This window comes from Streptomyces sp. NBC_01408, assembly GCF_026340255.1.
Classification (GTDB): domain Bacteria; phylum Actinomycetota; class Actinomycetes; order Streptomycetales; family Streptomycetaceae; genus Streptomyces.
Genome location: NZ_JAPEPJ010000002.1, coordinates 530794 through 556453, shown reverse-complemented (window position 1 = coordinate 556453; position 25660 = coordinate 530794). Strand labels below are relative to the sequence as shown.

Annotated in this window: 24 protein-coding genes and 1 pseudogene; 14 read left to right on the top strand and 11 right to left on the bottom strand. The window is 73.1% G+C overall.

Going from position 1 to position 25660, the window contains the following annotated elements; all coding sequences use genetic code 11:
• The first annotated feature begins 384 nt into the window (after positions 1-384).
• Entirely contained in the window at positions 385-966 is a 582-nt protein-coding gene (locus OG447_RS24945) for an NAD(P)/FAD-dependent oxidoreductase (RefSeq protein ID WP_266939447.1), read from the top strand.
• 78 nt (positions 967-1044) lie between these two features.
• On the opposite strand, the gene OG447_RS24940 is transcribed toward OG447_RS24945, so the two are convergent.
• Together OG447_RS24940 and OG447_RS24935 are read right to left on the bottom strand one after the other, a co-directional pair.
• A complete protein-coding gene (locus tag OG447_RS24940; RefSeq protein WP_266939445.1) occupies positions 1045-1200 on the bottom strand; it encodes a hypothetical protein in 156 nt (51 codons plus the stop codon).
• 361 nt (positions 1201-1561) lie between these two features.
• Entirely contained in the window at positions 1562-3268 is a 1707-nt protein-coding gene (locus OG447_RS24935) for an SWIM zinc finger domain-containing protein (protein WP_266939443.1), read from the bottom strand.
• Between the two features lie 255 nt (positions 3269-3523).
• On the opposite strand from OG447_RS24935, the gene panD reads away from it, so the two are divergent.
• The 3 genes from panD to OG447_RS24920 are packed head-to-tail and all read left to right on the top strand — an operon-like array spanning position 3524 to position 4953.
• Positions 3524-3943: an aspartate 1-decarboxylase gene (panD, locus tag OG447_RS24930; RefSeq protein ID WP_266939441.1), complete on the top strand. Its 420-nt coding sequence runs from the start codon at positions 3524-3526 to the stop codon at positions 3941-3943.
• 15 nt (positions 3944-3958) lie between these two features.
• The gene (locus OG447_RS24925) at positions 3959-4321 is read left to right on the top strand and encodes a GNAT family N-acetyltransferase (RefSeq protein WP_266939440.1); all 363 of its coding nucleotides are present in this window, start codon (positions 3959-3961) and stop codon (positions 4319-4321) included.
• On the top strand, positions 4315-4953 hold the full coding sequence (locus OG447_RS24920; RefSeq protein ID WP_266939439.1) for an aspartate/glutamate racemase family protein: 639 nt from the start codon (positions 4315-4317) through the stop codon (positions 4951-4953). The genes OG447_RS24925 and OG447_RS24920 overlap by 7 nt, the downstream gene beginning before the upstream one ends.
• A gap of 317 nt (positions 4954-5270) precedes the next feature.
• Here OG447_RS24920 and gndA read toward each other — a convergent pair whose 3' ends face one another.
• The gene (gndA, locus tag OG447_RS24915; RefSeq protein ID WP_266939437.1) at positions 5271-6716 is read right to left on the bottom strand and encodes an NADP-dependent phosphogluconate dehydrogenase; all 1446 of its coding nucleotides are present in this window, start codon (positions 6714-6716) and stop codon (positions 5271-5273) included.
• Between the two features lie 185 nt (positions 6717-6901).
• Here gndA and OG447_RS24910 point away from each other — a divergent pair, with 185 nt between their 5' ends.
• Positions 6902-8194 carry a transglycosylase family protein gene (locus OG447_RS24910; protein WP_266939436.1) on the top strand — a complete coding sequence of 431 codons (1293 nt, stop codon included), beginning with the start codon at positions 6902-6904 and terminating at the stop codon, positions 8192-8194.
• A gap of 24 nt (positions 8195-8218) precedes the next feature.
• On the opposite strand, the pseudogene OG447_RS24905 reads toward OG447_RS24910, so the two are convergent.
• Positions 8219-9031 (bottom strand): annotated as a pseudogene (locus tag OG447_RS24905) (DMT family transporter); the annotation flags it as partial.
• A 326-nt stretch (positions 9032-9357) separates the two neighbouring features.
• Between OG447_RS24905 and OG447_RS24900 the strand changes: the two are divergent.
• Complete coding sequence (locus OG447_RS24900) at positions 9358-10833, top strand: SDR family NAD(P)-dependent oxidoreductase (protein WP_266939435.1); 1476 nt, start codon at positions 9358-9360, stop codon at positions 10831-10833.
• Between the two features lie 54 nt (positions 10834-10887).
• On the opposite strand, the gene OG447_RS24895 is transcribed toward OG447_RS24900, so the two are convergent.
• On the bottom strand, positions 10888-11430 hold the full coding sequence (locus OG447_RS24895) for an HD domain-containing protein (RefSeq protein ID WP_266940137.1): 543 nt from the start codon (positions 11428-11430) through the stop codon (positions 10888-10890).
• 294 nt (positions 11431-11724) lie between these two features.
• Here OG447_RS24895 and OG447_RS24890 point away from each other — a divergent pair, with 294 nt between their 5' ends.
• Positions 11725-11898, top strand: a complete 174-nt coding sequence (locus OG447_RS24890; RefSeq protein WP_266940183.1) for a hypothetical protein — start codon at positions 11725-11727, stop codon at positions 11896-11898.
• A 183-nt stretch (positions 11899-12081) separates the two neighbouring features.
• Complete coding sequence (locus tag OG447_RS24885) at positions 12082-13065, top strand: NAD-dependent epimerase/dehydratase family protein (protein WP_266940135.1); 984 nt, start codon at positions 12082-12084, stop codon at positions 13063-13065.
• Here OG447_RS24885 and OG447_RS24880 read toward each other — a convergent pair.
• From OG447_RS24880 to OG447_RS24870, 3 genes are read right to left on the bottom strand one after another with little or no spacing between them, the layout of a single operon-like run.
• Positions 13051-14490 carry a lipase maturation factor family protein gene (locus OG447_RS24880; protein WP_266939434.1) on the bottom strand — a complete coding sequence of 480 codons (1440 nt, stop codon included), beginning with the start codon at positions 14488-14490 and terminating at the stop codon, positions 13051-13053. The genes OG447_RS24885 and OG447_RS24880 overlap by 15 nt on opposite strands.
• A 20-nt stretch (positions 14491-14510) precedes the next feature.
• On the bottom strand, positions 14511-15044 hold the full coding sequence (locus OG447_RS24875; RefSeq protein WP_266939433.1) for a DUF1990 family protein: 534 nt from the start codon (positions 15042-15044) through the stop codon (positions 14511-14513).
• Positions 15041-15919 carry a YndJ family protein gene (locus tag OG447_RS24870; RefSeq protein WP_266939432.1) on the bottom strand — a complete coding sequence of 293 codons (879 nt, stop codon included), beginning with the start codon at positions 15917-15919 and terminating at the stop codon, positions 15041-15043. Before OG447_RS24870 ends, OG447_RS24875 begins: the two co-directional genes overlap by 4 nt.
• A gap of 230 nt (positions 15920-16149) precedes the next feature.
• Between OG447_RS24870 and OG447_RS24865 the strand changes: the two genes are divergently transcribed.
• From OG447_RS24865 to OG447_RS24845, 5 genes are all read left to right on the top strand, one after another.
• On the top strand, positions 16150-17394 hold the full coding sequence (locus tag OG447_RS24865; protein WP_266939431.1) for a DUF6777 domain-containing protein: 1245 nt from the start codon (positions 16150-16152) through the stop codon (positions 17392-17394).
• A gap of 7 nt (positions 17395-17401) precedes the next feature.
• Positions 17402-19492 carry a SpoIIE family protein phosphatase gene (locus tag OG447_RS24860; RefSeq protein WP_266939430.1) on the top strand — a complete coding sequence of 697 codons (2091 nt, stop codon included), beginning with the start codon at positions 17402-17404 and terminating at the stop codon, positions 19490-19492.
• Between the two features lie 83 nt (positions 19493-19575).
• A complete protein-coding gene (locus OG447_RS24855) occupies positions 19576-20829 on the top strand; it encodes a M48 family metallopeptidase (protein ID WP_266939429.1) in 1254 nt (417 codons plus the stop codon).
• A gap of 20 nt (positions 20830-20849) precedes the next feature.
• Positions 20850-21710: an Fpg/Nei family DNA glycosylase gene (locus tag OG447_RS24850; protein WP_266939428.1), complete on the top strand. Its 861-nt coding sequence runs from the start codon at positions 20850-20852 to the stop codon at positions 21708-21710.
• 26 nt (positions 21711-21736) lie between these two features.
• Positions 21737-22138 (top strand): hypothetical protein, encoded by a 402-nt coding sequence (locus OG447_RS24845; protein ID WP_266939427.1) that lies wholly within the window; start codon positions 21737-21739, stop codon positions 22136-22138.
• 22 nt (positions 22139-22160) lie between these two features.
• Here the strand turns inward: OG447_RS24845 and OG447_RS24840 are convergent, their stop codons facing one another.
• Positions 22161-22661, bottom strand: a complete 501-nt coding sequence (locus tag OG447_RS24840) for a hypothetical protein (protein WP_266940134.1) — start codon at positions 22659-22661, stop codon at positions 22161-22163.
• 192 nt (positions 22662-22853) lie between these two features.
• Positions 22854-23393 (bottom strand): sigma-70 family RNA polymerase sigma factor, encoded by a 540-nt coding sequence (locus tag OG447_RS24835; protein WP_266939426.1) that lies wholly within the window; start codon positions 23391-23393, stop codon positions 22854-22856.
• Between the two features lie 350 nt (positions 23394-23743).
• Between OG447_RS24835 and OG447_RS24830 the strand changes: the two genes are divergently transcribed.
• Positions 23744-24949, top strand: coding sequence for a CapA family protein (locus tag OG447_RS24830; RefSeq protein WP_266939425.1), 1206 nt, complete (start codon positions 23744-23746; stop codon positions 24947-24949).
• Between the two features lie 212 nt (positions 24950-25161).
• Here the strand turns inward: OG447_RS24830 and OG447_RS24825 are convergent, their stop codons facing one another.
• Complete coding sequence (locus tag OG447_RS24825) at positions 25162-25623, bottom strand: universal stress protein (protein ID WP_266939424.1); 462 nt, start codon at positions 25621-25623, stop codon at positions 25162-25164.
• Positions 25624-25660 lie beyond the last annotated feature (37 nt).

Here is a 25660-nt window from a genome sequence, read left to right as displayed (position 1 = left end):
AAGTGCGTCACCCTCCTCGCCCCCGGCAGCCTTGTCGACGGCCTGTGGAGGACAACGGCAAGGCCTACGACGACACGGCCTACAGGGAGGGAAACGGCACTGACGGCGCCGCAGCCCTGACGGCCGGAGCCTCCGCCAAGGTCCTCTCCGCCCACCCCGACTACACATGTCAGCAGGTCAATAAGTCCTGACCGGGGAGAGCGCGCCCGACGCAGTCGCGGGCACCGCCGGCGGAACCCCCAACCGGTTTCTCTACAGTCGCTGAAGCCCAGCCGGTCGGGCGCGGGACGTCGGCCTGCCTCGGTCCACCATCGCCCGGCCCAGGTATAGCAGCGGGGTCCCTGAAGCCCCCCGGACAGTCCCTGCCCTGCGTAGGCGTAGCGGGTGGACCGGCTCCTGCATCTCCCGCACGTGTTCATCGTCGGCGGCGAGAACTCGGCCGGACAGGCCGCGGTGCACTTCGCGAGGTACGCGGCCAAGGTCACCATGCTGGTGCGCGCCGACGAGCTGGAGGCGGGGATGTCGCAGTACCTCGTGGACGAGATACGCCGGACGCCCAACATCGAGGTGCGGCTGAGGACCCAGGTCCTCGCGCTGGACGGCGACCGGCGCCTGGAGCGCATCACGCTGCTGGACAGCCGCACGGGCACGGAGACCCGGGAGCCGGCGAGCTTCGTCTTCACCTTCATCGGAGCGCGGCCACGCACCGGCTGGCTGGCCGATGCGGTGGCGTGCGACGAGCAGGGCTTCGTACTCACAGGCCCCGACCTGGTGCGCGGCGAAGAGCCCGCGCGCTGGCCATTGGAGCGCGCCCCCTACCTACTGGAGACGAGCGTCCCGGGCGTCTTCGCGGCCGGTGACGTGCGTGCCCAGTCCATCAAGCGGGTGGCCTCGGGCGTGGGAGAGGGCGCCATGGCCGTCGCGCTGATGCACCGGTACCGCGCGGAGAGCGGCGCCAAAGCCTGACCGGCGCTGCCCGCGCCGGCCGGCGGTCTGGCCCACCAGGAAGTCGGGGCATCGGAGGGGATGCTGTTCCTCGCCGTGTCAGAGGCGGCCCGAGGCCTCCCGGGCGGCCTCGAGGGCGCCGGTGCGCGCCTTCGCCCGGTCGTCGTCCGGACGCGTGTAGTCGACGGTGACCAGCAGGATGCTGCGGCGGAACGTCGCCCGGGCCGAGAACGTGCCCACGGTCGCAGGTATCACCGCGGAAGCCTACGAGCGGCGGACCGCGGAGCACAGCCTCTGCCCTTTGTCTTGACGGGGATTGACACGTCGTCGGGCAATCTCCGACGCCATGCCGGTCAGCACCGGAGCGGCTGCGGGCAGGCGCTGCAGCCAGTGGGCGTGGTCGCCGGACCAAGCCGGGGTTGCCGTCCTCCGTGTGCCCGCCGGTCGAGTGGCCCACTGGCGCTCACCCGGGGACTCCCGGAGGGACGCCCGTCAAGGCCACGGCTGTGCCACCTTGCGCCGTCGCCGTTGCGACGGTGGGACCCGCGGCCACCGTCTTCTGTCCTCACACACTGATGATCACCGGCGGCCACCCTCGTTCCCGCACCGGTGGGCGTCACTGTGACGACAGCACCTGGAGCCCGTGCCGGTCGAGCATGGCCATGAGCTTTCGCTTGCGCTTCTGGTCGGTGCGCAGCGCGGCCAGATATGTGGCGAACTCCGCCTCGGTGTCGAGTGCGCGGTGGCAGGCGCGGGCGCCGAGCAGCAGTTCGATCACGCGCTCGTACGCGCTGTCACCGGTCTGCTTGCGCAGGGGCTCGATCCAGTGCAGGTAGATGGTCAGCGCGTCGGCCGGCCGCTGGTCGCGGATCCGGTCGGCAAGGGCCAGCCACTGCCGCTGGTCGGCGTACCCGTCGGTGGCGGCCTGCCAGGCGGCGTCGAGGTCGCCGTCGTCCATGAGTGCGTCGACCAGTACGGAACCGCCGTACCAGCGGCCGCTCTTGGGCGTGCCGGCCGCCCGGAGCGTCTCCCGGGCGCCCGCTCGCTCGGAGGCCTCCCAGGTCCCGGCCGCGCAGGCCGCTGTACGCAGGGCCTGGTACGCGGCCAGGGTTGGGCGGGCCCGTAGCAGGTCCCGGCGGAGCGTGACCACGTCGGCGAGGCGGCCGGTCCGCGCGTAGCGTTCGCAGACGAAGGCGACCAGTTCGACGTCCGGGCCCCACTGCGACTCGGCCTCCCGCAGGCCGCGTTCGGCCCATTCCAGTGCCTCGGCCGGGCGGCCCGCCGTCTCCAGTTCCTTCGCGATCACCAGATGGGTGGCTCCGTTCGGGGCGAGGTCCGCCGCGTGGACGGCGACCAGCGCGTCCACGCTGCCTCCATCGGCCTTGAGGAGGCGCTCCATCAGGTACTTCTCCGCCCATCCTTTGGGGTTGGCCCGCCAGGCGGCGACGACCAATTCCCGGGTGCGGGCAAGGCCAGGCTCACCCAGTACCTCGTGGTAGTCGAAGAGGTCGATGTCGGTGGCGTCGTTCAGGCCGTCGAGAAGGTGGGCCACCAGCCAGTCGGCCGTCTGGACCGGGTCCGGACGGGCGGCCCGGCAGGCCTCCAGATGGCCTTCGGCCAGTCCGGCCGCCACGTCCCCGATCAGGCCGTCCGAGTCGTCGATCTCGCCGTACGTCCGGCCCAGGGCGGAGAGGGCCTCCCGGGCCACCTCCACCGCGTCCGACGCCCGGCCGCTCGCCGACAGCGCGCGCAACGCGGTCACTGCCTCGGCGGCCTGCTGCCCGTAGGCGTGGGCATCGGCGTACTCGACGTAGCCGTATCGGGCGAAGGGGCGGGTGTCGAGCAGGCTCAGGATCCGTTCGCGGACGATACCGGTGTCCTCCCCAGCGGTGGCCGCGCGCAGCTCCAGGCGGCGGCGCAGATCGCGGTCGTCGGCGAGGTGTTCCCTTACCAGGGCAAGCAGTTCCTCGCGGGTGCGGGACTCCAGCCAGGCGTCCAGCAGCCGGGTGCGCGAGGCGGCGGCCGACCGCTGCTGCGGCACGGACTCGGCCCGCCCCAGGACGGCCAGGCCCACCGCCACGCAGTGCTTGCAGAAGTTGCCCTCCTGTCCGTACGGGCAGTCGCACCAGCCGGTGACCCCGCCCTCCCCGTCCTCGGTCAGTTCGACTTCGTAACAGTCGGTGCCGTCCACGGCCGCGGTGATTGCCGTCTCGTCGATCTCCAACCGGGACACAGCCGAGAGATAGTCGAGCCCCCGCTCATAAGACCGGGACCCGGCCAGCCTGCGGAGGTCTTCGTCGGTGAAACCCAGTGCCTGTGCCACGCGGTTCATTGAACCGGAAGAGCACCGCCGTGGTGCCGGGTTCACCGGAATGAACGCCTCCCCGGGGCTCCTGAGACGGGCTGGCGAAGCCCTCCGGACTGGCCTGATGGGGCGTCGGGAAAGTCAGCAACGGGTCAGCATGAGTCCTGAAGGACCTGGGGACAGCTGACCGGACATGCGAATCGTTGTAGGCTCCGAAGACCGCCCTTGACCTGCGTGAAGCGGGCAGGGAGCTGACATATCGGGAGTATTCGCATGCTTCGTACCATGTTCAAGTCCAAGATCCACCGGGCGACCGTCACCCAAGCCGATCTGCACTACGTCGGCTCCGTGACCGTCGATGCCGATCTGCTCGACGCCGCTGATCTGCTGCCCGGTGAGCTGGTGCACATCGTGGACATCACCAACGGGGCGCGGCTCGAGACGTACGTCATCGAGGGGGAGCGCGGCTCCGGGGTCATCGGGATCAACGGCGCCGCCGCGCACCTCGTGCACCCCGGGGACCTCGTCATCCTCATCAGCTACGCGCAGATCGAGGACGCGCAGGCCCGGGTGTTCAAGCCCCGCGTCGTGCACGTCGACGGCGACAATCGGATCATCGAGCTGGGTGCGGATCCCTCCGCGCCGGTGCCGGGTACGGATCAGGAGCGCAGCCCCCACGCGGTGGCTGTCTGAGGGGAGTCGGGGACCATGCCGCAGGGCCGGAGCAGCACGCCGATCGAGTTCCAGGACGAGCGGAAGGCCGGACGGCTGCTCGCCGTCGAGGGCGAGGCGGTGGTCGGGTTCATCGCCTACTTCGTGCTCGCCGAGGAGCCCCACGCGCTGGTGGCGGTGCACACCGTCGTCGAGCCGGAGCACGAGGGCCGCGGGATCGCCGGAGGGCTGGTGCGGACCTTCTACGGGATCGCCGCCGCCGAGGGCGTGCCCGTGGTTCCGCTGTGCCCCTACGCGGCGAGCTGGGCCGCCAAACACCCCGACGAGGCGCCCGAGGCGCCGGCCGCGGTGGTCGGGGCCGCCAAGGCGCAGCTGGACTCCGACTCCGACCTGTGGTGACGGGCCTGCTCCTGCTGCACACCTCGCCCGTGCACGTCCCGGTCTTCGACGCACTGCGCGACCGGAACCACCCCGGGGCCGAGCTGCGGCACCTGGTGGTGCCGGAGCTACTGGACCGGGCCCGCGCCGAGGGGCCGGAGGCGGTGGCTCCGGCCCTGCTGGGGCTGCTCGCCGGCGCCGGGCCGGGTCCCGTGCTGGTCACCTGCTCGACGATCGGAGCGGTGGCCGAGGCCCTCGCCCCCGCCCTGGGCGCTCCGGTGCTGCGCGTGGACCGGCCGATGGCCGCGGCGGCCGTGCGCACAGGCCCGCGGATCGCCGTACTGGCCGCCCTCGAGTCGACCCTGGGGCCCACCGGGGCGCTGCTGGCCGAGGAGGCCGCCGGAGCCCCGGTGTCGATCCGTACGCACGTGGTCGCCGGGGCCTGGGAGCGGTTCGCGGCGGGGGACACCGGCGGCAGTCTCGCCCGCGTGGCGGCGGCCGCCGAGGCCGTCACCGACGCGGACGTCATCGTCCTGGCCCAGGTTTCCATGGCCGGCGCCGCGGACCTGGCCACGACCCGCGTCCCGGTGCTCTCCAGCCCTGCCCCGGGTCTGGCCGCCGGCCTGCGCCTGCTCTCCGCGCACCCCGCCTGATCGGCCCGCGCGGGGCGGCGTACCCGCCCCGATCGCGGGAAGGTGGGACACATGGTGCAAAAGCAAGAGGCAGACCAGACGCAGCCACCGGTTCCCGACCCGCAGCCGCCCGTTCCCGGGCCCGGCCCGACGCCGGGGCCGAACCCCTTCCCGGATCCCGAGCCCATCCCGCGGCCCGTACCGCCGGTCCCCGGCCCGGTGCCCGAACCGGACCCCGTGCCCCCGCCGCCGGGACCCGCGCCGATCCCCCAGCCCGGGCCCCTGAGCTAGTGCTGTGACCGGCAAACCTTTCCGGTCACAGCACTAAGACCCGCGCCTCAGTCCGTACGGACCTCGGAGCGGTCGCCGCTCCAGAGGGTGTGGAACGAGCCCTCGCGGTCGGTGCGCCGGTAGGTGTGCGCTCCGAAGAAGTCGCGCTGGCCCTGGGTGAGGGCCGCCGGGAGCCGCTCCGCACGCAGGGCGTCGTAGTACGCCAGCGAGGCCGCGAACGCGGGCACCGGGATGCCGTGGCCGACCGCCGCCACGAGCACGGCCCGCCAGTCGTCCTGCGCGGCGCCGATCTCACCCGCGAAGCTCTCGTCGGCCAGCAGGCTCGGCAGGTCCGGCCGGGCGTCGTACGCGGCGCGGATCCGGTCCAGGAAGGCCGCCCGGATGATGCAGCCGCCGCGCCACAGCGAGGCCATCGCGCCCAGGTCCACGCCCCAGCCGTACTCCTCGCTGCCGGCCCGGATCTGGTGGAAGCCCTGGGTGTACGAGACGATCTTCGACGCGTAGAGGGCCTGCTCCACCTGCGCGGCGAAGGCGTCGGCCGCCTCCGGGGACAGCGCGGCGGCCGTCGGGCCCGCGAGCCCGCGCGCGGCGGTCCGCAGGTCCTGGTGGCCGGAGACCGACCGGGCGAAGACGGCCTCGGCGATCCCCGACACCGGCACGCCCAGGTCCAGTGCGATCTGCACGGTCCAGCGGCCGGTGCCCTTCTGCTCCGCGGCATCGGCCACGACGTCGACGAACGGGCGGCCCGTCGCGGAGTCCGTGTGGGCGAGCACCTCCGCCGTGATCTCGATCAGGTAGGAGTCCAGGCGCCCCTGGTTCCACTCCCGGAAGGTCGCCGCGATCTTCGCGGGGGAGTAGCCGGCCACGTCGCGCAGCAGGTGGTAGGCCTCACCGATGAGCTGCATGTCGGCGTACTCGATGCCGTTGTGCACCATCTTGACGAAGTGCCCGGCACCGTCGGGGCCCACGTGCGAGGTGCACGGGGTGCCGTCCTCGGCCTTGGCGGCGATCTTCTCCAGCAGCGGGCCCAGGGACGCGTACGACTCCTCCGAGCCGCCGGGCATGATGCTCGGGCCGAGGAGCGCACCCTCCTCGCCGCCCGAAATGCCCACGCCCACGAAGTGGATGCCCCGCTCGCGCAGCTCCTTCTCGCGGCGCCGGGTGTCCTCGAAGTGCGCGTTGCCGCCGTCGATGATGACGTCGCCCTCCTCCAGCAGCGGGGCGAACTCGCGGATGACGGCGTCGGTGGGCTCGCCGGCCTTCACCATGATGACGAGGCGCCGGGGGCGCTCCAGCGCGTCGACGAACTCCTTCGCCGACCCGGCCGCCACGAAGGTGCCCTCGTGACCGAACTCCTGCACCAGAGCCGTGGTCTTCGCTGTGGTCCGGTTGTGCACGGCGACGGTGAACCCGTTCCGGGCGAAGTTCCGGGCGAGGTTGCTGCCCATCACCGCGAGCCCGGTGACGCCGATCTGGGCTGTGCTGGTGCTCATTGCGTGCGCTCCTGCGTGCTTCGATGTGCGGGGAGTGCCGACGCTACCGCGCCACCCCCGCCCGCCGGTCGCCACACGTCGATACCCTGTCAATTTCCGCTGGAGCGCGCCCTGTTGCGCCCCTTGTCAAGCCCTGTGCGTGGCGTTAGGTTGTGCGGTTCCTGATGTCTTCGATGGGGGCTCCCATGGGTGTACGGGGCCGGCACCGCCGGTATCAGCCGAGCAGCATCAACCGGGCCTCGCTCGCGCTCACCGCCGGCGGCGCCGGGATAGCGCTCCCGCTCATCGGCGCCGGAGCCGCCCACGCCGCCTCGGTGGACACCTGGAACAAGGTCGCCGCCTGCGAGTCCACCAACAACTGGCGCATCAACACCGGGAACGGCTACTACGGCGGCCTCCAGTTCAGCCAGAGCACCTGGCGGGCCTTCGGAGGCACCGCCTACGCCCCCCGCGCGGACCTGGCCACCAAGGACCAGCAGATAGCCGTCGCCGAGAAGGTCCTCAAGGGACAGGGACCTCAGGCCTGGCCCGCCTGCGGCAAGCAGGCAGGGCTCTCCCGCAGCGGCCCGGCCCCGGCCCTCGCCCCGCAGATACCGGGGCAGACGGCGAAGCCGCAGGCGCAGCAGGCCCGCGCGGCCGTACCGCAGCAGGGCGTCACACCCCGGCCGACCGGCACCTCCGTCCTGCCGAGCCCCTACGTCGTCGCGCCCGGCGACTCCCTCTCGGCGATCGCCACCCAGCAGCACGTCGAGGGCGGCTGGCAGGCCCTGTACGAGACCAACCGGGCCGCCGTGGGCACCGACCCGAACCTGATCTTCCCCGGCCAGCGGCTCACCCTGCGGATCACCGCCGCGCCGCCCGCCCAGAACCCGGAGAAGCCGCCGCGCACCGCGGAGCCCGTGAAGCCCGTGGAACCGGCGGCGGAGAAGCCGGCCGTCCAGCCCGCGGAGAAGCCCGCCGCCAAGCCGGCCGAGAAACCGGCCGAGAAGCCCGCGGCCAAACCCGTGGAGAAGCCCGCGGCCAAGCCGGCGGAGAAGCCCGCGCCCGCCTCAGCGCAGCAGAAGCCGGCCGCGGGCAGCTACTCCGCCCCCGTCGACGCAGCCCTGGGAACCGCCTACCGGGTCTCCGGCTCCTCCTGGTCCAGCGGCTACCACACGGGCATCGACTTCCCGGTGGCGACGGGGACCTCCGTCAAGTCGGTGGGCCCCGGTCAGGTCGTCTCGGCGGGCTGGGCCGGTGCGTACGGATACCAGGTCGTCATCCAGCACACCGACGGGCGCTACTCCCAGTACGCGCACCTGTCGGCGCTGGCGGTCAAGGCCGGGCAGCAGGTCTCGGGCGGCCAGCGGATCGGCCGTTCCGGCTCGACCGGCAACACCACCGGACCGCACCTGCACTTCGAGATGCGCACGGGACCCGGCTACGGCTCCGACATCGACCCGCTGAAGTACCTCCGCGGCCATGGAGTCCGCATCTGACCCGCGCACGTGCGAGGGCACGGCGGTGAGGAGGATCAGCCCGGACGCCGCCAGCACGGCGCTCGCCAGCGCCGCCGCCGTGCCCGCGGCCCCGTACCGGAAGCCCTCGTCGAACAGGGAGATGCCGACCACCGCCGCGATCACCGGATTGACCACGGTCACCGTGGCCAGCGGCGCGGTCAGCCCGGCGCCCCGGTACGCCGCCTGGGACAGCAGCAGCCCGCCCGCCGCGAGGACGGCGATCGCCCCGAGGTCGGGTCCGAGGGCGCCCAGGGAGTCCGCGGTGAAGGTCTCGGCCACCGACTTGGTGAACACCGAGGCCATGCCGAAGGACAGCCCGGCCGCGGCGGCCAGCAGCACACTGTGCAGCACCGGCCGGTGCATGCGGTGCGCCGCCAGGAACAGCGCGGCCGCCCCGGCCCCGGTCGCGAACAGCAGCAGGCTCCGCTCGGAGCCCGCCAGCGCCTGCTCCGCCCGGCCGTCCCCACCGGTCAGGGCCAGCAGCCCGGCCAGGCCCACCGTGGCCAGCACCGCCCCGCGCCAGGCCGCCGTACCCGCCCGGCGCCCCACGAAGAACGCCGCCATCGGCAGCGCGAAGACGATGGTGAGCGCGCCGAGCGGCTGCACCAGGCTCAGGGGTCCGTAGGCCAGCGCCACGACGTGCAGCAGCGCACCGAGGCCGTTCAGCCCGACCGCCACCCACCACCCGGCCCGGCGCAGCGGAGCGTACGTCCGGTCCGGCGTGCTCGCCGCGACCCGTTCCTGGACGATCGCGCCACCGGCGTACGCGAGGGCGGACACCAGGCAGAGAACGACCGACAGCGCTAGGGCACTCATAAGTTCCACAATGCCCCACCAGGACGAACTGTTCCTCCTCCCGAAGGAGGTCACGAGTCATCCTCCAGGCATAGTCCAGGCGGAGTACGGGATCACTGCAGAGGTAGTGCGGACGCAGTACAGAGGCAGTACAGATCCAGTGCGGCGCGCTCCCGCCGGGCGCCGTCACCGCGCCTTCACCGCTCCGTCAGGTGACACCGGGTTCGCGGAGCGTGAGGGGCGCGTGATCGGGTTTGGTTCCGGGCGCGGGGAATCCGTACAGTTTCCCTTTTGGGGACTTCCGCAGCAGGCGGATGCGGACGAGTGATCAAGGAACGGCAGCGGCCATGACGGTGACCGAGGAAAGCCACGACTACGGACCGGGCATCGACCCCGAGCGGCTGGAGCTCTGCCTCAGCGTGCTCGACGAGCTGGACAAGCTCGACGTCGACCACCCGGACGCCGTCACCGTACGCCGCGCCACCGCCGGGCTCTACCGCACGGTCAAGCAGCGCCGCCGCCAGGAGCGCCGCGCAGCCAAGACCGCCAACGACAAGGCCGTCACCGAGGCGACCGCGACCGGCTCCGCCGAGCGCATCGACGACGAGACCGAGGGCCTCCTGCCCTCCTCGGTCACGGAGGCCGGCCGGATCGCCGGGATACTCCAGCGTCCGCGCTCCTGCTACATCTGCAAGACACGGTACGTCGAGGTCGACTACTTCTATCACCAGCTCTGCCCGGAGTGCGCCGTCGAGAACCGGGCCAGGCGGGAGGCCCGTGTCGACCTCACCGGCAAGCGCGCGCTGCTCACCGGCGGCCGGGCCAAGATCGGCATGTACATCGCGCTGCGGCTGCTGCGCGACGGCGCCCACACCACGATCACCACGCGCTTCCCCAAGGACGCCATCCGCCGCTTCAAGGCGATGGAGGACTCCGCGGACTGGATGCACCGCCTGGAGGTCGTCGGCATCGACCTGCGCGACCCGGCCCAGTCCGTGGCCCTCGCCGACCAGGTGGCCGAGGCCGGTCCCCTCGACATCCTGATCAACAACGCGACGCAGACCGTACGCCGCCTGCCCAGCGCCTACGCGGCGCTGGTCGAGGGTGAGAGCGCCCCGCTTCCCGCCGGCGAGCTCCCCGCCCACCACGTCATCGGCGCCTTCAACTCCGGTGCGGTCGACGGCCTGGCGGCGCTGCCCATCGGCGTGACCGGGCTCGAGGCACAGAAGGTCGCCGACCTCGCCCTGGTGGCGGGCAACGCCAGCCTGGAGCGGCACCTCGCCGGAACCGCCATCGACGCGGGCGGCCTGCTGCCCGACGTCGTCGATAGCAACACCTGGGTGCAGACCATCGACCAGATCTCCCCGGTGGAGCTGCTCGAGACCCAGCTGTGCAACTACACGTCGCCCTTCATCCTGATCAGCGCGCTCCGGCCGGCCATGGCCGAGGCCGCCCGGGAGGCGTCCAGCGGGCGTGCGTACGTCGTGAACGTCTCGGCGATGGAGGGCGTCTTCAGCCGTGGCTACAAGGGTGCGGGCCACCCGAACACCAATGCCGCCAAGGCCGCGATGAACATGGTGACGCGGACCAGCGGCCAGGAGATGTTCCAGACCGACCGCATCCTGATGACCTCGGTCGACACCGGCTGGATCACCGACGAGCGCCCCCACTTCGACAAGCTGCGCCTCGCCGAGGAGGGTTTCCACGCCCCCCTGGACCTGATCGACGGCGCGGCCCGGGTCTACGACCCCGTCGTCCGCGGCGAGGCGGGCGAGGACCTGTTCGGCGTCTTCCTCAAGGACTACGCGCCCGCCAACTGGTAGGAACCCGGGGCCCGGCGGCCGGAGCGCGGACCGGGCCCTCAGGAAACCGGGCCCTCAGGAAGAGGACGCGGCCACCAGTTCCAGGACCGGCCGCCAGTCCTCCATCGACCCCGCGTCCAGGCCCGGCACCTTGCCCGCGTCGTCAGCCTGGCGCAGGGTCACCGCCGCCTCCGCGTCCCGGTCGGCCGCGAAGGCGCGGATCTCCGCCTCGCCCATCACCCCGCCCTGCGCCCGCAGGGTCAGCGCACTCTGCGGGGACAGCGCCCGCTCCGGCTCCACCGCGGCCAGGTAGCGCTTGGCCGGCACGTGCAGCCGTACCAGCCGGGCCACCCGCTCGCCCAGCAGCGGGCGCAGGGCCGCGGCCGCGTGGTCGGCGTGGCCGGCGTCGTCACCCGGACGGAGCAGATGGCCGAGGTCGTGGACCAGGCCGGCGACCTGGAGCTCCTTGTCGGCGGGGTGTGACCGGCGCAACAGGGCCGCCGTCTGAAGCCCGTGGTCGTGCAGGTCGACCGGGTCGCCGCTGCGGTCGGGCGTGTCCCAGGCGCCGCGGCAGGCGAGCAGCATCTCCATCAGCTCCTCGACACAACTGACCTCCACCACACCGGACTTCGTCACCGGCCGCTCCCTCCGTCGCGCGTACGCCGGCGTCGAGCAGACCATCCGTCGCGGACGCCGCGACCCACGACTTGCTGAACTCGCGGCGAAAACAAGCAGTCGGAGTGGGTTTTGCCTTTCCATCGAGCGGGGGTGCGCTCATATGTGTACTCTGAGGGGCATCAAGACGGCCCCAACCGGGCCAAGCTCCACCATGGCGCCACCGCGTCCGGTATCCCTTTCTCCCTTGCCCGGCGCGGTTCGCCTGCCGGGTTACGCGACACAAAGGAGTGCGCGGTGACAGACAAGAAGAAGCCCGACCAGGTGCTGCTGGAAGCTACGGTGCGGAAGACCACACCCCGCTCGGATGAGCTCGGCAGTCTCGAGGTCTGGGCCCGGTCCGCCCCGATCAGGCTGGCGGGATACGAGGACGACCTGGCGGAGTCGCACATCCTGCCCGGCATCGACTGACCCCGGGCCGCGAGCCCAAGCGCCCCCGCCCGACCGGTGCCGGGGGCGCTGCCCTGCCCGGGCGGGCAGGGCGCCGGGCCACCGCCGGCCCGGGCGGGTTCCCGTATCCCGTACGCCGTGAGCGTCATCGCTGAGGGCGATCAAGGGTTCCGCGGGTTCCGCCGCACCGGCAGGGTGATCCACATGAAGCTGCTGATGCTGGGTGGTACAGAATTCGTCGGACGCGCGATCACCGAGGGGGCCCTCGCCCGGGGCTGGGAGGTGACCGTCTTCCACCGCGGGCACCACGCGCCCCCGCCGGGCACCTCGGCCCTGCACGGGGACCGCACCGCCCCCGGTGGTCTGGACGCCCTCGCCACGGGGGAGTGGGACCTCGTCGTCGACACCTGGAGCGGCGCCCCCAGCGCCGTCCGTGACAGCGCCCGCCTGCTGCGCGGCCGGGTCGGAGGGTACGCGTACATCTCCAGCCGCTCGGTGTACGCCTACCCGGCCCCGGCCGGCCTCGCCGAGGACGGCCCGGTCGTCGACGGCTCGCCCGACGCCGGGGCCGTGGCCTACGCCGAGGACAAGCGGGGCGGTGAACTCGCGGCCCTGGACGCCTTCGGCGACCGCGCCCTGCTGGTTCGCGCCGGGCTGATCGTGGGCCCGTACGAGAACGTCGGCCGGCTGCCCTGGTGGCTGAACCGGCTGGCCCGGGGCGGCCCCTTCCTCGCGCCCGGACGCCCCGGCCTGCCGCTCCAGTACATCGACGTGCGCGACCTCGCGCGCTGGACGCTGGACGCGGCAGCCGCCGGGCGCGGGGGTGCGTACAACCTGGTCTCCCCGCTCGGCCACGCCACCATGGGCAGTCTCCTGGACGCCTGCGCCGCCGCCACCGGAGCCGTGGCCGAGGCGCGCTGGACGGACGCGGCCACCATCGAGGCGGCCGGGATCGAGCCCTGGACCGAGCTTCCCGTCTGGCTCCCGGAAGGCGAGCTGTACGACTACATGTTCGGCGCCGACGTCACGAAGGCCCTCGAGGCGGGCCTGGTGTGCCGGCCCGTGGAGGAGACCGTGGCCGACACCTGGACCTGGCTGAGTTCGCTCGGAGGCGTGGCCCCCCACCGGCCCGACCGGCCGCAGAAGGGCATCTCCGCCGAGCGGGAGGCCGCGCTACTCGGGCTCTGACCGGGCGGCGTCCGCGAGACGGGTCGGCGGCAGGTACTCGCGCAGCAGCGTGCGGTGCCACCAGTCGCCCGTCTCGCGCAGCTCCCGCCAGGTGGTGAACCGGTAGCGGTACAGACCGGCCCGGACATAGCGGGGCGGGGCTTCGGGGAAGGGGTTGTGGCGCAGCAGCCGCAGCGTGTCGCGGTCCCCCGCCAGCAGCCGCTCCACGAACGGCCCGAACCAGTCGCGCGCGTAGCCGGGGGAGAGTGCGGCGAACCACATCAGCCAGTCGAGGCGCAGGTGGTACGGGGCGAACTGGCGGGGCATCCTGCGCAGTCCACCCGGTTTGCCCTTGAAGCCGTACTCCCGCCAGTCCCCGTCCGTGTGCGGCACGCGGTCGGCGGTGCCCTCGACGACCACCTCGTCGCGGATCCGGCCCACCGTGCCGAAGGCCCCGTAGGTGTTGACGAGGTGGAGCGAGTCGAAGGAGCGGTTCATCACCTGGCGCCGCGAGACCATGTTGAGCACCGGATGCCGGCTCAGCACCAGCACCAGGACGGTCACGGCGCAGACCAGGACCACGAACCACACCGGCGCCGCGCGCGAGGCGGCGGCCGGGGGAGCGCCCGCGAGCCCGGTGAAGTCGACGGCCGACAGGGCCAGCGTGATCGTCAGCCAGTTAAGCCAGGCGAAGTTCCCCGACAGCACCAGCCACAGCTGAGTGGCCACGATGGTCCCAGCGGCGTACGAGGCCACCGGCTGCGGGGTGAACAGCAGGACCGGCACCAGCAGTTGCGTGACGTGGTTGGCGGCGCACTCCACCCGGTGCAGGGGCTTGGGCAGGTGGTGGAAGAACCAGCTCAGCGGCCCCGGCATCGGCTGCGTCTCGTGGTGGAAGTACAAGCAGGTGAGCTTGCGCCAGCAGGGGTCCCCGCGCATCTTGATCAGCCCCGCGCCGAACTCCACCCGGAAGAGCACCCAGCGCAGCAGCCACAGCACCAGCACCGGCGGCCCGGTCCGGGCGTTGCCGAGGAAGACGGCGAGGAAGCCCACCTCCAGCAGCAGGGACTCCCAGCCGAAGGAGTACCAGGTCTGTCCCACGTTCACGATGGAGAGGTAGAGCAGCCACAGCAGGGCCCACATGGCCATGGCCACGGCCAGCGGCACCTCGTCCCCGGCCCCCGCGGCCAGTGCGGCGGCCAGCGCCGCCCCGGTCCAGGCGCAGCCCGCGAAGAGCCGGTCCGAGTAGCGCAGTTGGAACAGGCTCGGGGCGCGCCGGAAGGGCACGTACCGCACGTAGCGCGGCACGGGCAGCATGCCGTGCGCTCCGATCAGGGCCCGGAACTGCAGGGCGGCCCCGATGAAGGCGAGGAGGTAGACACCGGCCAGGGCCCGCTGGAAGACCAGCCGGCCCAGCCAGTACTCGGGCGCCGTGAACCAGTCCATCGCTTCCAGTATCGGACCGGTCAGGCAGCGGCGGCCAGCCTGCGCAGGGTGTGGCCCAGCCAGCGCGCGTACCGCAGCTGGAGGAAGGGCACCGCGGGGCCCGCGAGCCGGGTGTACCAGCGGCCCGGGCGGCTGAAGGCGGTCACGGTGAACCACACCGTGCCGTCGGCGTCCATGTCCACGACGAAGGACTCCTCCCCGCTCTCGGGGTGGCCCTCCAGCGTCCCGTAGGCGAAGCCGATGCGGGTGGGCTCGTACGCCGTCCAGATCACCTCGCACGGAGCGGTGATCCGCAGCGGGCCCAGGCCGATGCCGACCACCACGCGGCTGCCGGGCCGGGCGGCGCCGGCATCGGCCCGCATCCGCATGCCCGAGGTCCGGTGGGCGTGGAAGGTGGTGACCGCGACTCCGGCGGCCTCGAAGACGGCGCGGCCCTGTCCTATCCGGGTGCGGTGGCGCAGGTGGTGGTATCCGGCGGGCAGGGGGCCGCCGGCGGTCGCACCCCGGTCGGGGTAGCTGAACAGGCTGCGGCCGGCGCCGATGAGTCGGGTCATGGGGTGGTCTCCTCCGGACGGTTGGGTGCCCCTTCGGTCAGCCGGCGCCAGGCCAGCACCGAGCACAGGGCGAAGCCGAGCGCGTTGCCGAGGCCGTGGGTCGCGGCCATCCAGGTCAGGGTGGGGTGCGTGATGCCGGTGGCCTCGCCGGCCGCCCACCACAGGGCGAGCAGCATGGTGGCGACGAGGACGGCCGCCGAGACCGCCAGCAGGCCCCGGGTGGTCCGGTCGAGGGCCGAGGGCCGGATCTCCCGCCAGGTCAGCAGGGCCACGGCCCACATCCCGCCGGTCAGGACCACCGCGCCCACCAGCTCGGCCCAGTCGGCGACGAAGTAGCCGAGGAGGACGAGCAGGGTGCCCGCGGGGACGCTGTACGCCGCCCCGGCGGCCCAGGGGCCTGTCTTTCGCGCCGCCGCCCGGCAGACCAGCCCGGCGACCAGCGCGGCCGCGAATCCGGCGTAGTGGAAGTGCGGCACGGTCAGCGCCAGGATGTCGAGGTCGAAGCCGAAGAGCCGGTGTCCGGCCCGTTCGGCGACCAGGGCCACCCCGGCGACCGACGGCGAGGCCAGGGCCGTGAGCACGGCGACCTCGGTCGGGGCCAGCGGGCGGGGTCCGCCGGTGGCCGTCCGGCGGAGGGTGCGCAGCAGCCGGGCCGGGGCCCGCGCCGCGAGGGCCAGGGTGGCCGCCGCGTAGAGTGCCGCGAGCGCCGTGGCGAGGCCACCCCGCGGCAGCCAGAGGCACACGGCCCCGGGGGCGGCGAGCAGGGGCCAGAGCCGGGCGGTGCGGCGCAGCCCGGCCGGGTCGATCAGGCGCAGGCCGGCGGGCAGGACGTAGAGCATGCCCAGGGTGACGATCACGTTCACCAGTGCCGTCACGTGGACTCCCCCGAAGTGCGGATCAACGCTTTGAACGCGTTCAACTCGCAGGGGTGACTCTACGAGGTTCTTTGAACATGTTCAAGGCGCTCTTCCGGTTGCGGCGGTCGCGAGGATGCGGCAGACAAGAGGGAGCAACCGGGGCAAAAAGGGAGAATCGCGTGCACGCACTGACACCTCCGACACCTCGTCAGGCGCCGCGCCGTCACGGACCCGCGGGAGCCGCCCTCTTGGCAGTCCTCGGCCTGTTCGCCGCGGGCTGCGGCGGCTCCGACGAGCCCGTGAGCACGGCCGGATCCGAGAGCCAGGAGGTCTACCTCGAACCCGTGGCCGCCGCCGGCCCCGCACCCTTCACGGCCTCCTCCGCCACCCGCGAGTCCGCCCCCGTACAGCCCCCGCTGCCCAACCCGACCGGACGGGGCATCCGCACGGTGAACGCGGCCACCCCGGGCCTGTACGGCGGCACCCAGCGGCTCGGCAGCTGCGACGTGGAACAGCAGGTCCGCTACCTCACCGCCGACGAGGCCAAGGCCCGCGCCTTCGCCGAGGTCTCCGGCATCGAACAGGCGAAGATCCCCGACTTCCTGCGCGGCCTCACCCCTGTCGTGCTCCGCGCCGACACCCGGGTCACCAGCCACGGCTTCCTCGACGGCCGGGCCGACAGCTTCCAGTCCGTCCTCCAGGCGGGCACGGCGGTCCTCGTCGACGACCACGGAATGCCGCGGGTGCGCTGCGCCTGCGGCAATCCGCTCCAGTCCCCGCTCGCGCCCAAGGGCTCCCCGGTGCACAAGGGCGACCCGTGGAGCGGCTACCAGCCCAACCAGGTCGTCGTGATCGAACCGACCCCCCACGTGATCAACAACCTGGTGATCGTCAACATCGCCGACAACACCTGGATCGAGCGCAAGACCGGCGACGACGGGGCCCAGGACCGGACCCCGCAGGCGGTCCCCCCGTACGACCCGGCGGACGGCATCCCGAACGGGCCCGCCAACCCGCGCGGAAACACACGGTCCGACCCCTGCCTGACCAACAGCCTGGCCCGCACGGCCCCGCCGGCGGAGCCCGGCGGCCCCAGTGCGCCGGGCACCCCCGCGGCGCCCGCCCCACTGCCCCCGGCCCCCAGGGCGACGGACTGCCCGCCGGACCGTGGCACCAGCCCGCAGGCGCGTCCGGACACCAACCCGAACCGGCCGTCGAACCCGCGGGTCCCCCAGCGGCCCCCGAACGACCTCCCCCCGGACCAGCCGGGCGACCTCCCCTCGGACGGCATGTCCGACCTGCCGTCCGACGGGATGTCCGGCCTGCCGTACGACCCGACGTCACCGTTCCCGGACGACCCGGACCTCCCGCCGGGACCCGACGGCACGACCCCTTCGCCGGACGAGGAGCACGACCCGAACGCCGTCCCCGACCCGCAGCTGGACCCGCCACTGGACCCCTCGGACCCCGGCTACCCCCTGGAGAGCGCCTGACCGGCCCGTGTGTCATGGTGGACCGGTGCCGAGCACCGTTTCCCTCCCGGACGACTGGCCCGCGCATCCGGACCGGTCGCTGGCACTGAACCGGATGGGCAGCTTCGACTGGGACCTGGTCACCGGCCTCATGCACCTGGACTCGGCGGCCCTGGACGTCTTCGACACGGCCGCCGATGAGTACGACGGGCGGCCGGAGTCCCTCTCGCCGCGTGTCCCGGCCACCGAGGCCACCCGGCTCGACGCCCTCGTCTCCAGCGCCCTCAAGAGCGGCGAGGACACCTACGGCGCCTACTTCCGCATCCGGTGCCGCGACGGCCTGCTGCGCTGGACCCACACCCAGGGCCGCGTCATGCGCGACCCGGACGGACGCCCGTACCGGATCATCGGCATCGTCCGCGACGCGACCGAGGAGCTCAGTCATTCGGCCGAGCGGCTCGGCCTCGACGAGGAAAGACGCCGCCAGACGTCCGTCGTCGAGAGCACCACCGCCGCCCTCGCGCACGCCCGCACCGTCCAGGACGTCATCGACGCGCTCGGCGACGCCCACGGCCTGGAGCGGCTCGGCTCCATGGGCATGGTGATGGGCCTCGTCGACGGTGCCCGCATCCACCTCGTCGCCGAGGGACCACAGGGCAGCTTCGTCCCCGGCACCCGCTACACGCGCATCGACGAGCCGTATCCGATGAGCGAGGTCGTCCGCTCGCTCCAGCCGCGCTTCCTCGACTCGGCGCAGGAGTTCGCCCAGGGCTATCCCAGCCTCTGGGCGAAGATCTCGTACATGGACATCTCGGCGGCCGCCTATCTGCCGCTGATCGCCCAGGCCCGCCCGATCGGCGCGATCGGACTGCTCTACCAGGACAAGGACGGCTTCACCCAGGACGAGCGGAACCTGCTGGTCGCGCTGGGCAGCAGCATCGCGCAGAGCCTCCAGCGGGCGATGCTGCTGGAGCAGGAACACGATCTGGCGGAAGGCCTCCAGCAGGCCATGCTGCCGCGGCGGATCCCCTCGGTGCCGGGCGGACAGATCGCCGTACGGTACCGCTCCGCCCGGATGGGCCAGGACATCGGCGGCGACTGGTACGACGTCATCCCGCTGCCCGGCGCCTCCCAGGCCGGAGGCCGCGGCGCAGGCCGGGTCGGCGCGGTCATCGGCGACGTGCAGGGCCACGACACCCACGCGGCGGCGGTCATGGGACAGCTGCGCATCGTGCTGCGCGCCTACGCCGCCGAAGGGCACGCGCCGGCCACGGTCATGGCACGGGCGTCGGTCTTCCTGCACGAACTCGACACCGACCGCTTCGCGACCTGTATGTACGTGGAGGCCGACCTGTCGACGGGCGTGCTCCAGCTGGTACGGGCCGGTCATATCGACCCCCTGCTGCGCACCCGCGACGGGGACTGCCGCAGGCTCCCGGTCCGCGGCGGGATGCCGCTCGGCCTGTCGGCGGAGTTCGGCCGCCTCGAATACCCGGTGACCACGGTGGAACTGGACCCGGGGGAAACGATCCTGCTGTGCACGGACGGCCTGGTGGAACAGCCCGGAGCCGACCTCGACGACGGGATCCAGCTGCTCACCGCCCTGATCCGCAGCGGCCCCGCGGACCTGCAACTGCTGGCGGACCGGCTGTGCGGGGTCGTCGACGACCGCGGCGGGGACGACGACATGGCGCTGCTCCTGCTGCGCCGCGACATCGAGGACCTCCCGCCGGGCGGCGGCCGCCTCCAGCAGCACGTGGCCCCGGGCGACCCGGAGGCCCTGGTCGCGGCCCGCCACATGATCGGAGCGGCCGTCCGCGCCTGGGGCGCGCGGGAACGCGCCGACGAGATCGAGCTGGTCGCGGACGAGCTCATCGTGAACGCCCTGATGCACACCGACGGCCCGGCGATCGTCACCCTGCGCGTCCTGACCGGCCCCGAACGGCGGCTCCGGGTGGAGGTCGAGGACCGCTCCAGTGCGCTGCCGCGGCGCCGCGAAGCGGGGGAGTCGGGCGTCTCGGGGCGGGGCCTGATGCTGGTGGACCGCCTGACGGACGACTGGGGCGTGGAACCGCGGGGCGGCGGCAAGTGCGTGTGGTGCGAGTTCCTCATGACCTGATGGCCTGAGGCCCGGTTCCCCTCGGCCCCGGGAGCGGAAAGTCCGTTGCGGGGGGCGCCCGCGGTCCCCGAGGATCGAGGGCGATGACCAACGCCATGGAAGACGTGCGCCGACTGCTGAAGAACGGCGATCTGCCCGGAGCCGTACGGTCCCTGCGGCCGCACGCCGAGACGATGTCCCTCCCCGAACTCGCCGAGGCCACCCGCGCCCTGGCCGAGGCCGCCGGGTTCGAGGACCTGGCCGCAGCCGCCGCGACCGCCGCCGAGCGGCCACAGGACCCCCAGGCCCTCTACGACCTCGGCTACGGCTGCGTCGAACGCGGCATCGCCTTCCTCGCCGTCGCACCGCTGCGCGAGGCACTGAGGACGTTCCCGGACTCCCGGCCGCTGCTCGCCGAGCTGGTCTCCGCGCTGGAGGACGAACACCGGCACGCCGAGGCCGCCGGCCTGCTCGCCGCCCGCGGCGAGCAACTGCCCGCCTGGCCCGAGACGTACCTCCTGGTCCACCACACCCTGCTCGCCGGGGACCTGGACACCGCGGAGGGGCTGCTGCTCGGCCTCCCCGCTCCCGAGGACCCGCAGTGGTCGGGCGCGCGCGAGCGCCAGGCGCGCCAGGTGCTGCGCAGCGGCCGGTCCCGCCGGGCCCAGCGGACGGCCGGGCACCCCGACCCGCTCGGCGCGGCCGACCTGCGCGGCTGGCACTACGGCCTCACCGGCGGCCTGCTCGGCACCCTCTCCCCGTACGGCTGGGACGCCGGCATGACGGGCCGGTACGCCTACCTCGGCGACAGCCCCGAGCAGTGCCGCCGCGGCCTGGCCCGGCTCGCGATCGCACTGGAGGCCTCCGGACGCCGCCCCGGTACGGTCTCGCTGCTGCCCGGCCGGCCCGACCGGATCCTCGGGCTCGCCGCCGCGCGGGTGCTCGGGCTGCCCGTGGTGCCGTACGAGCCCACCCGTACGGACACCCTCGTCGTGGCGTACGACCTCAACGCCGTCGACCAGGACCTCGTCCGTACGCTGCACGCGCGCGCCGACGGCCAGGTCCTCTTCGAGCACGCCACCTGCTGGACCGACCCGCCCGCGGTGAGCGCGGACTTCAGCGCCCTGCTGTGCCAGTACGTCGCCCCGCGCCGGGAGGGCGAGGACCGGGCCGAGGAGGCCGTCGCCGGCGAGATCGCGGCGGCGGGCACCGATCCGGACGAGGGCGACGGCGCGACCCCGGACGACACGGACGAGGGCTTCCGGGCGTTCGTGACAGAAATCCGCACCGGCTGGCTCTCGGCGCCCCGCGACCGCGTCGCGTCCCCCGGCCCCGTGCCCAGCTCGCGTTTCGCCTGAGGCGGCGGCAGGCTGGGAGCATGCCGGAGCTGCCGGAGGTCGAGGCCCTGCGCGAGTACCTCGACGAGCACCTCACCGGGCGGGTGGTGGAGCGCGTCCACCCGCTCGCGGTGAGCGTGCTCAAGACCTACGACCCGCCCGTGACCGCCCTCGAAGGCAAGCCGGCCGGGACCACCGCCCGGTACGGCAAGTTCCTGGCCATGGCCGTCGGCGAACTCCACCTCGTCACCCACCTGGCCCGGGCCGGCTGGCTGCGCTGGCAGGACACCCTGCCCGCGCAGCCGCCGCGCCCCGGCAAGGGCCCGCTCGCCCTGCGCGTCGCCCTGGAGGGCGGCGGCGGCTTCGACCTCACCGAGGCGGGGACCCAGAAGCGCCTCGCCGTGTACGTGGTGCACGACCCCCAGGAGGTCCCGGGCATCGCCCGGCTCGGACCGGACCCGCTGGCGGAGGCCTTCGGCCGGGACGCCTTCGCGACGCTGCTGGCGGGGGAGCGGCGCCAGATCAAGGGCGTCCTGCGCGACCAGAGCGTCGTCGCCGGCATCGGCAACGCCTACAGCGACGAGATCCTGCACCGGGCCAAGGTCTCGCCCTTCAAGCTGGCCGCCTCCTTCGACGAGGAGCAGACCACCCTCCTGTACGAGGCCGTCCAGGACACCCTGCGCGAGGCCGTCGGCCGGGCGCACGGCGTGGCCGCCGGGCAGCTCAAGGCCGAGAAGAAGAGCGGGCTGCGGGTGCACGGCCGGGACGGCGAGCCGTGCCCGGTGTGCGGGGACACCGTCCGCTCGGTGTCCTTCGCGGACTCCTCGCTCCAGTACTGCCCCACCTGCCAGACCGGGGGGAAGCCGCTCGCCGACCGGCGGCTCTCGCGTCTCCTCAAATAGCCCGGCGCTGCGTAGACTCCTGCGCCATGGCCGAGGAGCAGCAGTCGCCGCCCCGGCGCGAGATCGTCACCGGGGTTCCCCGGGGCACCCGCCGCCGGCCGCCCGCGCACACCCCGGCCCGCTCGGAGATCTCCGAGCAGACCACCCTCGGCGCGACCTACGTACGGGCCCTCATGCGCAGCCAGTTGCGCGCCGGCCTGTGGGCGCTGGGCGCGCTCGCCCTGCTCGTCGGGGCGCTGCCGCTGGTGTTCGTCCTGCCGGGGACCGGGTCGGGCCCGCTGGTCTGGGTGGCGCTGGGGCTGCTGGTGTACCCGGTGATGTGGCTCATCGCCCGGTGGTACGTCACCCGGGCCGAGCGCAACGAGGCCGACTTCACCGGCCTGGTGACGGACCCGGCCGAGGCCCCGGGCGCCCAGCGCCCGGCCTGATCCGAAAGACAGGTGCTCGGCCTCAGAACAGGTGCATCGCCAAGTGGCCCAGGGGCAGGCCGAGTTGCCAGGCCGGGGTCCAGACGCGGGCGTTCTCGTCCAGTTCCGGTGGGGTGTCGGTGTGGCCGTGCCGTCCGGGGTCGAGGTTGGTGGCGAGCAGCTCGGTGCCGTCGAGCCAGCGCCACGCCGCCCGGGCCAGTTCCAGGTCCGGCTCCTCGCCCTCCCCCCGTTCCACGGCGTCCTCGCCCAGATCGAGGAACCGGGTGCGCACCCAGTCGCGCCAGGGGTGCCCGTACGCCGTCAGCGACAGCCATTCGTCGAGCTGCGAGACCACCCGGATCCCGGAGAGCTCACCGGCTGCGTCCGAGAGGTAGATCGTCAGGGCGAGCGTGTCGCGTCCGGCCCGGAACTCCAGGGTGCTGACCGGGATCAGCCGCCCCGTGCGCAGCAGTTCGTCCGCGATGTACTCGGCGTAGAGCCATGCCATGGGCACCGCGAGCCCGCCGTCACTGGTGCCGTTCATACCCTCGGGCTGCACCGTTCCACCTTCTCCCGCGCGTTGAGCCGTCCCGCCGTCAAGCCCTGAGCCTTCCCCCAGCGGCTCCCGCAGCGGGGGATGTTTACTCAACTTGAACGGTCTGGTGCCGAATTTCTTGCACATTTTGTCGGTTCCGTGCATGTTCGGGACGGTACTTGCGCCCTCCCCTGCGCTGCCTCAGGCGCCGAGGCCGTACCCGTACCCCTGGAGGCCCTTCCGCAGGGCGCGCAGGGCGTAGTACGTACGGGACTTGACCGTTCCGGCCGGAATGCCGAGCTCCGCCGCGGCCTCGGCCACGGACCGGTCCTGGAAGTAGACCTGCATCAGCACCTCCCGGTGCTCCGGGCCGAGGGAGCCGACGGCGCGCCGGACATCGATCGCGGTGACCGATCCGGCCACCTCGTCCACCGGCGCCGGGGCCTGCTCCAGCCCTTCGGGGTCCACTTCCTGCGGCCGGGACAGGCGGGCCCGGCGGGCGTCGATCGCGAGCCGCCGGGCCACCGTGAACAGCCACGGCCGCATGGATTCGTGCGCGCTGGCCAGCACCTCGGGATGCTGCCAGGCGCGCACCAGGGTCTCCTGCACGAGGTCTTCCGCCCGCTGTGCGTCGCCTGCCGTGAGGCCGAGCAGGAATCCGAACAGGGCCCGCCCGTGGTCGCGCTGGAGTTCGGCCAGCGCCTCGGGGTCCGTGCGCCGGAGGGTGGGGGAGAGCGGCACGAGGGGCTCCTTCCGAGGTCCGGGCCTTCCCGTCGGGGAGGGCGACGGATCCACCCTCACCTGCACGGAGCGGCCCGGGAACCGTCCGGCCCCGGCATTGCGCCCAAGCCCCCGGGTCGTCCGGTGGGTGGTCCCACCGGACGGTGAACGGTCGAACGGCACGGCGAACGGCAGGGGCGGGTCGGCGGTCGCGGGGGCGGTCGCGGTGGCGGGGGAGTGGGGCGCGCAGGCCGTCGGCGCCGCCATCGGAGTGAGTGCGCGCGGAGCGGACGGAGCCGTTCCTTGACTTGCCGCGTCTCGTTCTATGGATTTCAGCTAATCCAATAATCCTATTAAAGGAGCCGCGGCCGATGACCAAGCGCACCCGGCACACCGCCGCAGTCCTCGCGGCCCTCCTGCTGTCAGCGGCCGTCGGCTGCTCCGCCGCCGGGGAATCCGCACCGGCCCGGCTCGCCGGATCCGGCGGACCGCAGCCGTCCACCGCCGCCGGGGCCCCCGCGCCGTCCACCGCCGCCGGGGCCTTCACCCTCGTCGCGAGCGGCGACGTACTGCCCCACACCTCGGTCATCCGGCAGGGGGCAGCCGACGCGGACGGGGACGGCTACGACTTCCGACCCATGTTCTCCGGCGTCGGACCCGTGGTCTCCAAGGCCGACCTGGCCCTCTGCCACATGGAGACCATCTACGGCGAGGACGGCGGCCCCTACAGCGGCTACCCGGCCTTCGTCTCCCCGCCAGAGATCGCCGACGCGCTGAAGGCCACGGGCTACGACGGCTGCTCCACGGCCTCGAACCACACTCTGGACGACGGGGCCGACGGGTTGCGCCGCACGCTGGACCGGTTCGACAAGGTCGGGCTCAAGCACGCCGGTTCGGCCCGTACGGCCGCCGAGGCCGCCGCGGTGACCACCTACACGGCGGGCTCCGCCAAGGTCGCGCACCTCGCGTACACCTACGGCACCAACGGCTACCCGATGCCCGAAGGCCATCCGTGGGCGGTCAACCTCATGCGGCAGGACAAGATCGTCGCGGATGCGCGGGCCGCCCGGAAGGCAGGCGTGGACGTGGTCCTGGTGAGCGTGCACTGGGGCACGGAATGGCAGACCGAACCGGACGAGACACAGCTCTCCCTCGGCAAGGCGCTCACCGCCTCGCAGACCGGCGGCCGCCCCGACATCGACCTGATCCTCGGCACGCACGCGCACGTCCCGCAGCCCTACGAGAAGGTCAACGGCACCTGGATCGTCTACGGCATGGGCGACCAGGTCGCGGGGCAGATGTTCAACCACTCCGGCGAGGAGGACCCGCGCGGCGGCTACGGCTCCATCGGCCGCTTCACCTTCGCCCCGCCGGCCGCGCCCGGACAGCGCTGGCAGGTCACCAAGGCCGAGTTCGTCCCCCAGTGGATGGACCGGGGTGCGGGCCGGGTGGTCAACCTTCCCGCGGGCCTCGCCGCCCACCCCGACCGCGAGGACTACCAGACCGCCCAGGAGGCCGTCTCCGAAGCCGTCCTCAGCCGCGGCGCGGCCAAGGACGGCCTGAGCATGGGCCGCTAGGGGGTGTCCGGTGGGTCAGGGCCGGGCCCGGCCCGCCTGGCACCGCGGCTTGCCGCGTTGTCGTCGGTCGTCAATGCTCCGCAGTGACTCCCTCCTCCGCCTTGCAATCCACGGCACCAGCCGACCCGGGCTCTCCGACCCTGACCCACCGGACACCCCCTAGGGGTGTCCGGAAGGGTTCACCGGGTCGCACCGCCCGGCACGGCGCCTGGTCAGGGCACCACCGTCACGGGCCACTTGCCCGCCTTGACCAGGCGGATCGCCACCGAGCCCACGAAGCGGTGGCCCGCCTGTTCCGAGGCGCCGACCACCACCGCGTCCGCCGTCAGCTCCTCCGCCGCGCTGACCAGGCCCGCGTACGGGTCGCCGCGGAAGGTGTGGAACTGCCAGCGCACCTCGTAGATGCCCCTGAGTCGCTCCGCGGACTCGCGGATCTCCGCGACCAGCTCCTGCGCGATCTCCCCGGTCGTATCGCCCACCGGCGCGCCCATCGCGGCCCCGGCCGGCATCACCGGCTGGACGTACACCAGGGCCAGCAGCGCGTTCTGCCGCCGGGCCAGCCCCGCCGCGTAGGCCGCCGCCCGCAGCGAGGAATCCGAACCGTCAACCCCGGCGAGGATCACTTTCGGGCCGTCCGTACCGCGCTCGAACCCCGTGTTCACGTGCTCTGTCACCCTTCCGAGGCTATCCGGCTCGGCGCGCGGACCCGCG